General features: G+C 59.3%; 10 protein-coding genes. 6 read left to right on the top strand and 4 right to left on the bottom strand.

Going from position 1 to position 14,243, the window contains the following annotated elements:
* Window positions 1-16 precede the first annotated feature (16 nt).
* Both ppc and V7080_RS04790 read left to right on the top strand, forming a co-directional pair.
* On the top strand, window positions 17-2,878 hold the full coding sequence (gene ppc / locus V7080_RS04785; protein ID WP_334187262.1) for a phosphoenolpyruvate carboxylase: 2,862 nt from the start codon (window positions 17-19) through the stop codon (window positions 2,876-2,878).
* 12 nt (window positions 2,879-2,890) lie between these two features.
* The gene (locus V7080_RS04790) at window positions 2,891-3,790 is read left to right on the top strand and encodes a dienelactone hydrolase family protein (RefSeq protein ID WP_334187263.1); all 900 of its coding nucleotides are present in this window, start codon (window positions 2,891-2,893) and stop codon (window positions 3,788-3,790) included.
* A gap of 33 nt (window positions 3,791-3,823) precedes the next feature.
* Here the strand turns inward: V7080_RS04790 and V7080_RS04795 are convergent, their stop codons facing one another.
* Window positions 3,824-4,603: a LytR/AlgR family response regulator transcription factor gene (locus V7080_RS04795; protein WP_334187264.1), complete on the bottom strand. Its 780-nt coding sequence runs from the start codon at window positions 4,601-4,603 to the stop codon at window positions 3,824-3,826.
* Entirely contained in the window at window positions 4,600-5,646 is a 1,047-nt protein-coding gene (locus V7080_RS04800) for a sensor histidine kinase (RefSeq protein ID WP_334187265.1), read from the bottom strand. Before V7080_RS04800 ends, V7080_RS04795 begins: the two co-directional genes overlap by 4 nt.
* A 148-nt stretch (window positions 5,647-5,794) precedes the next feature.
* Between V7080_RS04800 and argH the strand changes: the two genes are divergently transcribed.
* From argH to V7080_RS04815, 3 genes are all read left to right on the top strand, one after another.
* A complete protein-coding gene (argH, locus tag V7080_RS04805; protein ID WP_334187266.1) occupies window positions 5,795-7,189 on the top strand; it encodes an argininosuccinate lyase in 1,395 nt (464 codons plus the stop codon).
* A 617-nt stretch (window positions 7,190-7,806) separates the two neighbouring features.
* The gene (locus V7080_RS04810) at window positions 7,807-8,415 is read left to right on the top strand and encodes a TRAP transporter small permease subunit (protein ID WP_334187267.1); all 609 of its coding nucleotides are present in this window, start codon (window positions 7,807-7,809) and stop codon (window positions 8,413-8,415) included.
* Window positions 8,415-10,190: a TRAP transporter large permease gene (locus tag V7080_RS04815; RefSeq protein WP_334187268.1), complete on the top strand. Its 1,776-nt coding sequence runs from the start codon at window positions 8,415-8,417 to the stop codon at window positions 10,188-10,190. Before V7080_RS04810 ends, V7080_RS04815 begins: the two co-directional genes overlap by 1 nt.
* 204 nt (window positions 10,191-10,394) lie before the next feature.
* Here the strand turns inward: V7080_RS04815 and V7080_RS04820 are convergent, their stop codons facing one another.
* Window positions 10,395-11,480, bottom strand: a complete 1,086-nt coding sequence (locus V7080_RS04820) for a TRAP transporter substrate-binding protein (RefSeq protein ID WP_334187269.1) — start codon at window positions 11,478-11,480, stop codon at window positions 10,395-10,397.
* A 337-nt stretch (window positions 11,481-11,817) separates the two neighbouring features.
* Entirely contained in the window at window positions 11,818-12,900 is a 1,083-nt protein-coding gene (locus V7080_RS04825; protein WP_334187270.1) for a TRAP transporter substrate-binding protein, read from the bottom strand.
* A 292-nt stretch (window positions 12,901-13,192) separates the two neighbouring features.
* Here V7080_RS04825 and V7080_RS04830 point away from each other — a divergent pair.
* Window positions 13,193-14,243 (top strand): DUF4331 domain-containing protein (locus V7080_RS04830; RefSeq protein ID WP_334187271.1); only part of this gene is annotated, 1,051 nt, incomplete at its 3' end.

Raw genomic sequence — 14,243 nt, forward strand, 5'->3', positions numbered from 1 at the left:
GGTGCAATCATTCATTATGGCAAAACATACCAGGACCCCTTCCCGATCAGACCAGGCTGCGGCCGACAAGGATCTTCCGCTGAAGGAAGATATCCGCATGCTGGGCCGCCTGCTCGGAAACGTGCTGCGCGAACAGGAAGGCGATGCGGTGTACCAAGTAGTGGAAACGGTACGCCAGACTGCGGTTCGATTCAGACGGGAATCCGATGCGCAGTCTGGCGCCGAGCTGAACAAATTGTTGAAGAAGCTGACGCGCGACCAGACCATCTCGGTGGTGCGGGCCTTTTCCTACTTTTCACACCTTGCCAACATTGCCGAAGACCAGCATCACAACCGGCGCCGGCGAGCCCACCTGCTGGCAGGTTCCGCGCCGCAACAGGGCAGTGTCGCGTTTGCCTTATCGAAACTGGACGGCGCCGGCGTGTCCGGTTCGGCGGTCCGCAATTTCTTCAATGAAGCGCTGATCTCGCCCGTCCTTACCGCGCATCCGACCGAGGTGCAGCGCAAGAGCATCCTGGATGCGGAGCGGGAAATCGCCCGCCTGCTGGCCGAGCGCGACATGCCCTTGACGCCGAAGGAGATGGCGCGAAACACAGGGCTGCTGCAGGCTTACGTTGCCACGCTGTGGCAGACACGCATGCTTCGCTATTCGAAGCTGACCGTCGCGGATGAGATCGAAAACGCGCTGTCCTACTATCGCATCACGTTCCTGAAGGAATTGCCCGGACTGTACGACGACATCAGTGCGGAAATTGCCGCGCAGTTTCCGCATCGCCATGCAGGCGGCCAAGCCGATCTGCCGCCTTTCGTGCAGATGGGAAGCTGGATCGGCGGCGACAGGGACGGCAACCCGAATGTCCATGCCGACACCATGCGTCATGCCCTGGTCCGCCAATCCACCGCGATCTTCGACTTTTACCTGGAAGAGGTTCACGCGCTCGGTGCTGAATTGTCGATATCGACGCTCCTGGTGGATGTCAGCCCGGCTTTGCAGGCGCTGGCCGACGCATCGCCGGACCAGTCCGATCATCGCGCCGACGAACCCTACCGGCGCGCACTGATCGGCCTGTATTCGCGTCTGGCGGCGACCGCCCGCACCCTTGGCGCGGCCCATGTGCTCCGGCAGGAGGTCGGCGGCGCTGCGCCTTACACCGACGCCGCCGAATTTACCCGCGACTTGCAGGTGCTGGTCGATTCATTGCGCGCCCATCACGGCACGGTGCTGATTAGGCCGCGGCTGGCGACCCTCAAGCGCGCCGCCGAGATCTTCGGCTTCCACCTGGCGACGCTGGACATGCGCCAGAGCTCGGACGTGCATGAGCGCGTACTGAACGAATTGTTCTCCCGCGCCATGGTGGAGGGAGACTATGCCGGGCTGCCCGAACAGGCGAAGGTGGACTTGCTGCTGTCCGAACTGGACAAGCCACGGTTGCTCTACTCGCCCTATATCCAGTATTCGGATGAAACGAATTCCGAACTCGGCGTGCTGCGCGCCGCCCGCGACATACGGGAGCGCTATGGCGACCGCGCAATACGCAACTACATCATCTCCCATACCGAAACCGTTTCCGACCTGCTGGAAGTTCTGCTGCTGCAAAAGGAAACCGGCTTGCTCCGCATCGAATGGGATCCTGCCGCCGGCAAACCCGGCGGCGCGACGCTGGACCTGATGGTCATCCCTTTGTTCGAGACCATTCCCGACCTGCGTTGTGCCGCGGACATCATGGAAGCGCTGCTGGCCTTGCCGCAGGCGCGCCGCCTCGTCGCGGGCAAAGGCAACCTGCAGGAGGTGATGCTTGGCTATTCGGACTCCAACAAGGACGGTGGTTTCCTTACCTCGAACTGGGAGCTCTACAAAGCGGAAACCCGCTTGGTGGAACTGTTCCACCGGGCCGGCGTCAAGCTGCGCCTGTTCCACGGCCGCGGCGGCACGGTCGGCCGTGGCGGCGGACCCAGCTACGATGCCATCCTCGCGCAGCCCGCGGGTACGGTGAACGGCCAGATCCGCCTGACCGAGCAAGGCGAAATCATCGCGTCGAAGTTTTCCAACCCGGAAATCGGCCGCCGCAACCTCGAACTGCTGGTGGCCGCCACGCTCGAAGCTAGCCTGATGCCGCATGAGACCGGCGGCAAGCATGCACGCAGGCTGGCGGAATTCGAGCGGGTGATGGAGGAACTGTCCGACCGCGCTTACCGGGCCTACCGCAACCTCGTCTACGAGACACCCGGCTTTACCGATTACTTCTTCGCTGCCACGCCGATTGCCGAAATCGCCGAATTGAATATCGGATCTCGTCCGGCGTCGCGGAAATCCACGCGGCGCATCGAAGACCTGCGAGCAATCCCTTGGGGCTTCTCATGGGGCCAGTGCCGCCTGCTGCTGCCCGGCTGGTATGGATTTGGCAGCGCGGTGACCTCATGGCTGGAAGAAAGCGGCGATGCGAAAGACAAGGCCAAACGGCTGGGCACCTTGCGCGCGATGTTCAAGGAATGGCCTTTCTTCGCCACGCTGCTGTCGAACATGGACATGGTGCTTTCGAAAACCGACCTGGCGGTCGCATCGCGCTACGCCGAACTGGTCACCGACCGCAAGCTGCGCAACAGCATTTTCAAGCGCATCCTTGCCGAGCACGAACGCAGCGGCGACTGCCTTTCCCTCATCACCGGCGCCAAGGAGCGCCTGGAAGGGAACCCGCTGCTGGCACGGTCGATCAAGAATCGGTTCGCTTACCTCGACCCGCTGAATCATCTCCAGGTCGAGCTGATCAAGCGCCACCGCGCAGCGACAGCCGACGGTCGCACCATGGATGAACGGGTGCGGCGCGGCATTCACCTGTCGATCAACGGCATCGCCGCCGGCTTGCGCAACACCGGCTGATAAATTCTGCTCATGCGCCTGAGCGCTTCCACCCTTGCCGTATTTGGCGTTCTGCTGGCTGGAAGCGCTGCGGCGAGCGAGCCGCCACATTCGGGTGCGCAGGAAGTAATCATTCATAGTCAGGGACGCAACGGGGCGGTGCCGCTTGCCAGCTGGTGGATTAGTGCAGGGCATACCGAGCGGCGTCCGACCGTCATCGCGCTTCACGGTTGCGGCGGACTGTACCGGGTTGCGGGAAGCAAGCAGGGATCGTTCACCGCCAGACATGCAGCTATGGCCGCCCTGCTGCGTGACGCCGGCTACCACGTCCTATGGCTGGACAGCTTCACCGGCCGCGGCAAGAAATCGATTTGCACGGAAAAAACCAACCTGCGGGATATCTCGGTCGCCGACAGGCGGGCCGATGTACTTGAGGCATTGACATGGCTTGCGGCGCGCCCGGAGGTCGATGTCTCGCGCATTGCCCTGCTCGGCTGGTCGCATGGCGGATCAACTGTTTTATCGTCCATCAATGCCGGTCATGCCGGGGTATCGTCGCACCCGGTTCGTCCTGCAGCCGCTGTTGCGTTCTATCCGGGCTGCACACCGTTCGCCAGGGATGCCGGATACCGGAGCGTGGCGCCGCTGCTGATGCTGATCGGCGAAAAGGACGACTGGACTCCGCCGGAGGCTTGCGTCGCCCTGGAACGCAAATTGCAGGAGTCGCCATCATCCGCAGCGGTGGCCCTGCATCTGTATCCGGACGCTTTCCATAGCTTCGATGCCCCCGAACTGCCTGTGCGTGTGCGCCAGGATGTGCCGAATGGTATCCGGCCCGGTGAAGGCGTCACCGTCGGAAGCAATCCCGCCGCACGTGCAGACACATACTGGGAAGTGTTGGCTTTCCTGAAGAAGAAACTCGACCGCCCCTGATCGGAAGTCCGCCGTCCTGGCAATCCGCAGCAGCTATTTCACCAGCGCTTTCACCACCGGCCATTGACGACGGGAGATGGGCAAGCGCTCATTCACGTCCCGCAGGATCACCTGCCATGGCTCCTGCGCCTTCTCCTGGTCACCTTCGGCGTCCACCGTCACCGACGCTCTTTCCACGCCCACAATCGCGCTGCGCGACACGAGTGCATTGCGATGCACCCGCACGAACACATTGCCCAGCTCTTCTTCGATGGACGTCAGCGATTCTTCGAGCAAATACTCGCAGGCGCGGGTGCGCAAGGTGACATATTTCAACTCCGCTTTCAGATAGACGACGTCGCTGATCGGCACGAGCAAAACCCGGCCGCGCTCCTGCACGGAGAAATGCTGCCGCCCTGCCTTCGCGCTCGCAGCGGAAATGGCGACGTCCTGGCCGATCCGCCGGCTTATCGCATGGCGGATGGCATCGGCAAGCCGCCGCGCGCGTACCGGCTTGAGCAGGTAATCGAGCGCATGGACCTCGAACGCCTGCAGCGCGTAGGCGTCATACGCCGTCACAAACACGACCGCAGGCGAAGGCTGCGATTGCTTCTGGAGATGTGCCGCCAATTCGATGCCCGTCATGCCCGGCATCTGGACATCCATCAAGACCAGGTCCGGCCGGCTTGCGGCAATGCCGTCCAGTGCGCCTTGCGCATGACTCGCTTCGCCCACCAGTTCGTGCGGACATTCGCCGGCGATATCCGCCAGCAGTGTCTTGAGCCGGGATCGCGCCGGCGCTTCGTCGTCGACAATGTACAGCCGAGGAATCATGGGGTACCCGTCACATAAGGAAAACGCAGCCGCACCTCGAAAAAGCCGCGTGCGATGGTGGTGGTCAACTGCGCCTCGACGTCGTACAGCAGCGCCAGGCGCTCCCTGATATTTTCCAGCGCCATATGATTCCCGGCGTTGGCGCTCGCGGTCTCGTAATACGGATTGACGATCACGACCTGTATGCGGTCGATCGAACGGCTGATGTGGATCTGGACCACCGCCGGGCGGGTGGACGGTTCGATGCCGTAGTGAACGGCGTTTTCGAGCAGGGGCTGCAACAGCAGCACCGGGACTTGCGCCTTGCGCAGCACATCCGTGTTCACATTCTCGGCTTCCCATACCACCTGCAGGCGTTCGCCGAGGCGGATCTGTTCGATCGACAGGTACTGCCTGCACAATCGCAGTTCGTTTTCCATGCTGGTCATGCTACGCGGATCGCTCATCAGCACCCGAAACAGATCCGCGAGATCTTCCAGCGTGTCTTCGGCCCGGCGCGGTTCGCTGCGGATGAGCGAGAGCACCGCGTTGAGGCTATTGAACAGGAAATGCGGACGGATGCGCGCTTGCAATGCCTGCAGGCGCGCCTCCAGCAGCGCCGGGGAAAACGCACGGGTACGCAACTCGAAGTAATGCTGGAGCAGGATTCCGAGCAGGCCGGCGGCGACCATGCCTTTGAGCGCGGTCAGGTTATTGAAGCTGCTCCACAGCCATTCGAGCGACGACATGAAGTGCACGATGAGGCCGGTTATGGCGGCCGGTACCAGCGCGCAGGCGGCACGCTGTCCGGCGGGCGGAATGGAGCGGATAACGCGCCTCAGTCCGCACAGCGCAAGCAGCGATGACAGGCACGCCAACTCGATCAGCATCGACGACTCGACGAACTCCTGGAATCCCACACGCAGCTCGCTGGTGCGCAGCAGGACGCCGGCGAGCACCGCGCCATTGGCTGCGATCAGCGCGCGAAACACCACGCCGATATTGCAGCAATCGGGGATGACGATCTCGACCGGCGTGTGGACCGGGATGGTTGAAGTGGTCATAAGCAAGTGCAGCACGGGCGGAAGACGGGGCTGGTGTTGCATAAATTGCAGCATCGCAGCATCCGCCCGGCTTTCCTCCCGCCTGCCGTTTTTTCTGATTTCGGCTCTATGAGCTGTTTTATAATCGCGTATTCACCAGGACACCAACATGACAGCACAACTCTCCAAAAAAAGCGAGGCCTGGTCGGCACGCTTTTCCGAACCCGTCTCCGATTTGGTAAAACGTTACACCGCATCGGTGTTTTTCGACAAGCGGCTCGCCGCGGCGGATATCGAAGGATCGCTCGCGCATGCCGAGATGCTTGCCCACCAGGGCATCATCAGTGCGCAGGACCATGCCGACATACAGCGCGGCATGGCACAGATAAAGACAGAAATCGACGGCGGCAAATTCGAATGGCTGCTCGATCTCGAGGACGTTCACCTGAATATCGAAAAACGCCTGACCGAACTCGTCGGCGATGCGGGCAAGCGCCTGCACACCGGCCGTTCGCGCAACGACCAGGTCGCCACCGACATCCGGCTGTACCTGCGCTCGGCCATCGACGATATCGACGCCCTCCTGCGCGACCTGTGCATTGCCCTGCTCGACCTCGCCGAACAGCATGCGGACACCATTCTTCCTGGCTTCACCCACATGCAGGTCGCCCAGCCCATTACCTTCGGCCACCACATGCTCGCTTATGTCGAAATGTTCGGCCGCGATGCGGAGCGCATGGCGGATTGCCGCCGGCGAATCAACCGCCTGCCGCTCGGTGCGGCGGCGCTCGCCGGCACCACCTTCCCGATCGACCGCCTGCGGGTAGCAAAGACGCTGGGCTTTGAGGATGTTTGCCACAACTCGCTGGATGCGGTTTCCGACCGGGATTTCGCCATCGAATTCTGCGCTGCCGCGGCCTTGGTCATGACGCATATTTCGCGCATGTCGGAAGAACTGGTCATCTGGATGAGTCCGCGTGTCGGCTTCATCGATATCGCCGACCGTTTCTGCACCGGCTCGTCCATCATGCCGCAGAAAAAGAATCCGGACGTGCCGGAGCTGGCCCGTGGAAAGACCGGCCGCGTCAACGGCCACCTGATCGGCCTTCTGACCCTGATGAAAGGTCAGCCTCTGGCCTACAACAAGGATAATCAGGAAGACAAGGAGCCGCTGTTCGACACCGTGGACACGCTGACCGACACGCTGCGCATTTTCGCCGACATGGCGCGCGGTATCACCGTCAAGCCCACCGCGATGCGCGACGCTGCGTTGCAAGGCTATGCGACCGCCACTGATCTGGCCGATTACCTGGTCAAGAAGGGATTGCCGTTCCGTGATGCGCATGAGGCGGTTGCCCACGCGGTGCGCGCCTGTGAACAGCGCGGCTGCGACCTTGCGGACCTATCGCTGGATGAGTTGAAAACCTTCTCCGCACTCATCGAGCAGGACGTGTTCGCCGTGCTGACCCTGGAGGGATCGGTCGCTGCGCGCAATCATGTCGGAGGCACGGCGCCGGAACAGGTGCGCGCCGCGATTGCAAGGTGGCGCAGCCTGCTCGCTTAACGAAACAAGTGTGATGGTTGGCCGGCGCGTCAGCGCGTCGGCGTCGTCTGCGTTGAATCGCCCATATGTGGACTTGATTCAGGCACCGGCACCGTTTTTAGTTCACCTTGCAGCCACGGTTGGACAGGACAATGTTTTTCCTGCCAACAGATCCGCTTGCTGAAGTGTTGAGCACACCAGTTCAATTTTTCTACGCCGCTCCCCCTCGTTTGCTGCAGTGCGTAGAAATACGTAATTCACACTAAGTGCAACTACTCGAAAAATACTTAAAAAAAGCCGCTTTTTGCGATGCACCATTAAAAGAGTTAAGGGCGTGCGTTGTATGTGTTTTTTTGCACTGTGAACTGGCATATACTGCGCCGAACTTGAATGTGCATGGCATATCGACAATCCGTGACGATGCCTCGTGCCATACAGAATTTTTTTAATATAGCGGAGACACACATCATGTACTTGAGACCCTCCCCGTCAAGGGCCGAGTCCGTCGAAAGCACGCGCGTCAGTCGCATGCAATCACGACCCGGGACCGATACAAGCCCGGTTATATCGCCAATCAACCGTTCGTCATGGATGTTGATCGCCGCGCATCTGGATAAAACACTTCATATGGGCACCTTATGAAACCGTTACTTAAACTCTCCAACATCATTGACGTCGTCAATAATCGTATCGGTCAGGGACTGATGTGGCTGATCCTCGCCGCCGTCCTGATCAGCGCCGGGAATGCCTTCGTGCGTAAAATTTTTGGCGTCAGTTCCAATGCGTATCTCGAAGTGCAGTGGTATCTGTTCGCCGCGGTCTTCATGCTTGGTGCCGGCTACACGTTCCTGAAGAACGCGCACGTGAGGATCGATTTCGTTTCAAGCCGATTGTCGGCCCGCACCCGCTCCTGGATCGACATCGTGGGCATCATCGCATTCCTTCTGCCGCTGTGCTGGCTGCTGATCACCCTGTCATGGCCGCTCTTCGTGAATGCCTGGGAAAGCGGCGAAGTATCCGGAAACGCGGGCGGACTTGTACGCTGGCCTGTCTATTTGTTAATCCCGGTCGGCATGGCCTTGCTTCTCGCGCAAGGGCTCTCCGAGCTCATCAAGCGCTTCGCATTTCTGTCGGGCCTGATTCCCGACCCGCTGGCCGAGAGTGACAATCCAGAAGAAGACGAACTCAAGCGCCTCGAAGAAGAAGCCGCAGCGCGCGCAAGTCAACAAGCCGGAGGCAAAATCTAATGGAATTCCTTATACAAAATTTTGTCCCGCTGCTCTTTGCAGGACTGCTGCTGTTTTTGCTGACCGGCTTCCCGGTAGCATTCAGCCTTGCTGCAACCGGCCTGACGTTCGGCGTCATCGGTATGTGGGCCGACCTGTTCCCGCAGGCTCTGTTCCAGGCGTTGCCGCTGCGGGTATTCGGGATCATGCAGAATGACACCCTCCTCGCGATTCCCTTCTTCACCCTGATGGGTATCATCCTGCAGCGAAGCGGCATGGCGGAGGACCTTCTCGAAACGGTCGGCCAGGTATTCGGCCCCCTGCGTGGCGGTCTCGCACTCGCGGTAATCTTCGTCGGTGCCCTCCTTGCCGCCACCACCGGTGTCGTGGCGGCCGCGGTCATCTCCATGGGATTGATCTCGCTGCCTATCATGATGCGTTATGGTTATAACCGAACCGTGGCGACGGGCACCATCACCGCATCCGGCACGCTGGCGCAGGCTATCCCGCCTTCACTGGTGCTGATCGTGATGGCGGACCAGCTTGGCCGTTCCGTGGGCGACATGTATTCGGGCGCGCTTATCCCGGGCTTGCTGCTGGTGGCCCTTTACGCGTTGTTCATCATTGCACTGGCGATATTCAAGCCAAGCTGGGTGCCGGCCCTTCCGCCGGAAGCCCTCATCTACAAGGAAGCAAATGGTTCGACAGGGCACAAATCGCTGTTTGCACTGCTGCTGATCTCCGGCTTGGCAGGGTACCTGTGGGCTCAGGTACATGAACAGATCGTGAATCCGATGATCGAAAGGCCGACGGCAGCCCCCGGCGATGAAATACTCGTGATGTCGATGACGGTCGCATCCTTCACCGCACTCGGCCTCGCGATCGCAAGCCGTCTTCTGCGACTGAACCTGTTCTCGAAACTGTCGGAACGCGTCACGTTTGTGCTCATTCCTCCGCTGGTACTGATCTTCCTGGTGCTCGGGACGATCTTCCTCGGCATCGCCACCCCGACCGAAGGCGGCGCGATGGGCGCGGCCGGTGCGCTCATCATGGCACTGGCGCGCAGGCGTCTCAGTTTCGACCTGCTGAAACAGGCGCTCGACAGCACTGCACGCCTGTCCTGCTTCGTTCTGTTCATCCTGATCGGCTCCACTGTTTTCAGCTTCACCTTCAATGCGGCGGACGGCCATGTCTGGGTCGAGCATCTGTTCGACAAGCTTCCGGGCGGGCAACTCGGCTTCCTCATCGCGGTAAACCTGCTGATCTTCATTCTCGGCATGTTCATCGACTTCTTCGAAATTGCGTTCATCGTTATCCCGATCCTGGCACCCGTCGCCGACAAAATGGGCATTGACCTGATCTGGTTCGGCGTCATCATTGCGATGAACCTTCAGACCTCGTTCCTGACGCCGCCATTCGGTTTCGCGCTGTTCTACCTCCGCAGCGTGGCGCCGAAGAACGACTACAACGACCGGGTCACCAATGAACGGATCCCGGCCATTACCACATCGCAGATTTACAAGGGTTCAATTGCCTTCATTATTCTTCAGCTGATCATGGTTGCCGTGGTTATCGCATTCCCTAACCTGGTTACCGGTTCGATGGAGAAAGGGCCGAAGGTCGATTTGAATACGATCGAACTAGAGGCGGAAACCGGCAATTACGGCAAGGTGGACCCGATGCAAGGGTTTGGCTTGCCTCAGTCGGGCACGCAACCGGAAGCGCCTGCGGGAGGCACCAAGGAAGAAGATCCGATGGATGCGCTGCAACGTTCAATGGAGCAGGAGAAGAAATAATCTTCCAAACACTACCTGGCAGCAGCGGAGCTTGTTGATTGCGTTTCCGCTGCCTCAAGGGATTCATGCATTATTCGCCGCACCGCTGGTGCGGCTTTTTTTCGCACCTTCGCCCCGAAGGAAGCGCAACGCAAAAACGACGAGCACGAAAAAAACCCCGCGCAGCTTGCGTTGCGCGGGGTTTCTTCCGAAGTACTTACGGTGTTACAGCTTTTGTGCCTGCATGAAGTCGTCAAAGCCGGATTCGGTGAATCGGAACCAGAGGTTCTGATCCGCGCGGAATTTGGCGTAGTCTTCATACACCTTCTTCCAGTTCGGGTTCTTGGCGGACAGGTCGCTGTACAGCGCCATCGATTCCTTGAATGCGGCTTCCATGATCTCTTTCGGGAAGCGGTGCAGCTTCGCGCCTTGCGACACCAATGTTTTCAAGGCACCCGGGTTGCGACCATCATACATTGCCTGCATGGTGACATGCGCCTGCGATGCGGCAGCCTCAACGATTGCCTTGTTCTCCGGCGACAATGCATCGAAGGCTTTCTGATTGATGAACAGATCCAGCTGTGCCCCACCTTCCCACCAACCTGGATAGTAGTAGTGCGGCGCGACCTTGTGGAAGCCGAGCTTGAGGTCATCATAAGGAACGGTCCACTCGACGGCGTCGATCGTGCCTTTTTCCAGCGCCTGGTAAAGCTCGCCGCCCGGGATGTTCTGTGGAACACCGCCCAGACGCTCGATCACCTTGCCGGCGAAACCGCCGACGCGGAACTTCAGGCCCTTCATATCTGCCAGGGTCTTCATCTCCTTGCGGTACCAGCCGCCCATCTGCGCGCCGGTATTCCCCATCGGGAAATTGACGATGTTGTAATTTTTGTAGAACTCGCGCATCAGTTTCAGGCCATTGCCTTCATACATCCATGCGGTCATCTGGCGGGAATTCAGGCCGAACGGAATGGCGCTACCGATGGCGAACGTGTCGTCCTTGCCAAAGAAATAATAAGGTGCGGTGTGTGCGCACTCGACCGTACCTCCCTGGACTGCGTCGACGACGCCGAACGGTGGCATCAATTCGCCGCCGGCATGCACGGAGATGGTGAACTTTCCGCCGGACATTGCGTTGACCGACTTTGCGAAGATTTCTGCCGTACCGAAGATCGTGTCGAGCGCCTTGGGAAAGCTGGATGCCAACCGCCACCGTACCTGGGCTTGTGCCTGTACGAACGCCGGCGCGGATACTGCGCCGACGGCAGCGGCGCCAACCGTTGCTTTTTTTAGAAAGGAACGACGTTCCATGATGTCTCCTAGAAGTTGAACTGCTAAAACATTCGGAAAGCAGATATATGTTTATCTACTGTTGACCGATTTAAAACCGCAGCAAATTGTATGAGGGGGCCGCGAATGCTGCAATACAAAAATCATGCGGCAACGCACCATCAATCTGGACAAATCCAAGGTCGTTCGCGAAGCTGTTGCCCCGAGACTTACGAAAATTGTCTTTTTAATCAGCCAAAACCGAATATGCGGAGAACGATCACTCATGCTGAACTCCCCTGCGTAAATCCGGCCGCGCAAAGAAAAACCCCGCTCGGCTTTCGCCTCGCGGGGTCGTCGGTGACCGGTAAATCAGGTCTTACAGCTTCTGTGCCTGCATGAAGTCGTCGAAACCGGCTTCCGTGAATCGGAACCAGAGGTTCTGGTCCGCGCGGAACTTGGCATAGTCCTCATAGACCTTTTTCCAATTCGGATTCTTGGCGGACAGGTCACTATAGAGCGCCATTGATTCCTTGAATGCGCCCTCCATGATTTCCTTCGAAAAGCGATGCAGCTTTGCGCCCTGGGACACCAGGGTCTTCAATGCCGCTGGATTGCGGGCATCGTACTTTGCCTGCATGTCCACGTGAGCATGCGATGCGGCGGCTTCGACGATAGCCTTGTTTTCCGCCGACAGCGCATCATAGGCTTTCTGGTTGATGTACAGCTCCAAGTTCAAGCCGCCTTCCCACCAACCGGGGTAGTAATAGTTCGGCGCCACTTTCTGGAAGCCGAGCTTCAGGTCGTCATACGGTCCGATCCATTCCGCAGCGTCGATCGTGCCTTTCTCCAGCGCCTGGTAGATTTCACCGCCGGGGATGTTCTGCGGCACGCCGCCCATTCTTTCGATCACCTTGCCGGCAAAACCGCCGACACGGAATTTCAGGCCCTTCATATCTGCCAGGGTCTTGATTTCCTTGCGATACCAGCCGCCCATCTGCGCGCCGGTATTACCCAATGGGAAATTGAAGATATTGAAGTTCTTGTAGAACTCGCGCATCAGCTTCAGACCGTTGCCTTCGTACATCCAGGCGGTCATCTGGCGGGAGTTCAGGCCGAACGGGATGGCACCGCCGATGGCGAATGTGTCGTCCTTGCCGAAAAAGTAGTAGGGCGCGGTATGCGCGCATTCCACCGTGCCAGCCTGTACGCCATCGACGACGCCGAATGCCGGCATCAGTTCGCCGGCCGCATGTACCGAGATGTTGAATTTACCGCCCGACATGGCGTTGACGCTCTTGGCGAAGACTTCCGCGCCGCCGTAGATCGTGTCGAGTCCCTTTGGGAAGCTCGATGCGAGCCTCCAGCGAACCTGGGCCTGCGCCTGCACAACGGCAGGTGCGGCGACTGCACCGACGGCAGCAGCCGCGCTTGCTTTTTTTAGAAAGGAACGACGTTCCATTGTGTCTCCAGAAAAATTGAATAGCTGGTTGTAGGAAGTTACGGTTGGCGGCTCCATGACGAGCCGGATCATGCTGGGGGAATTCTAGGAGGGGAAATTGTTGACGGCAACACAAAACAGGCCGCCTAGTACGAGTGCTTAGGTAGTAACACTTAGGCGATTACGCACACCGGAACACATGGCTGCCGCAAACGGATAAAAACATTTTCTATTTTCTGAATCCGCCTGAAAAGCGATTCCGTATATATCGACGCAGCGTCCGTTTTTGTCCATTCATGTCGAGGAGATAGCCATGTTAACCAGCTTCAAGAAACGTTCCCCAGGAATCGCGCTCGCCGTCGGCGCATTGATCGGCCTGTCGGCAGTGCCGGCCATGGCCTCCAGCCATCGCGAAGCGCCGTTCCTGACGAAGGCGCCGAAAGTCGATGCCACCGATTTCTACATGTTTCGCAGCTATGAGGCCAATCGCGCCGGTTTCACCACCCTGATCGCCAACTACATTCCCCTGCAGGACGCATACGGCGGTCCCAATTACTTCAAGATGGATGAAAACGCGCTGTACGAGATCCACCTCGACAACAATGGCGACGCCAAGGAAGACATTACCTTCCAGTTCCGCTTCAAGAACGAGAACAAGGACACCAAGCTGGCAGTCGGCGGCAAGCAGGTTTCGATTCCCCTGGTCATCAATGGCGGCGCAATCAGTTCTCCCAATGCACCCGGCGCAAACACGCGCGAGACCTATGAAGTCACCGTCGTCCGCGGCGATCGCCGCACCGGCACACGCCAGGCGGTCACCAACGCTGCAAACGGCTCCACCACCTTCGACAAGCCGCTCGACAACATCGGCAACAAGTCGATACCGAATTACGATGGCTATGCCGCCGCACATATCTACAACGTCAACATTCCGGGATGCGGCACACCGGGAAGGATTTTCGTCGGCCAGCGCAAGGACCCGTTCGTGGTAAATCTCGGCGAAACCTTCGACCTCATCAACATCAAGGCACCCGCCACGGCGTTCGATCCGAATGCCGAACGCGCAGCCAGGGATGATCTCGCCAACAAGAATGTGACGGCATTGTCGGTCGAAGTGCCGACCAGCTGCATCACCGCCGGCAGCGAAACCGTCGTCGGCGGATGGACCACGGCCAGTCTGCGCCAGGGCCGTCTGATGGATCCCGCCGGCGGCTCCAAGGAAGGCGGCGCATGGACGCAGGTATCGCGCCTGGGCATGCCGCTTGTGAATGAAGTGGTGATCGGCCTGAAGGACAAGGACAAGTTCAACAGCAGCAAGCCAAGCGGCGACGCCCAGTTTGCCGATTACGTCACCAACCCGACCC

Source organism: Noviherbaspirillum sp., from assembly GCF_036846085.1.
GTDB lineage: Bacteria > Pseudomonadota > Gammaproteobacteria > Burkholderiales > Burkholderiaceae_D > Noviherbaspirillum.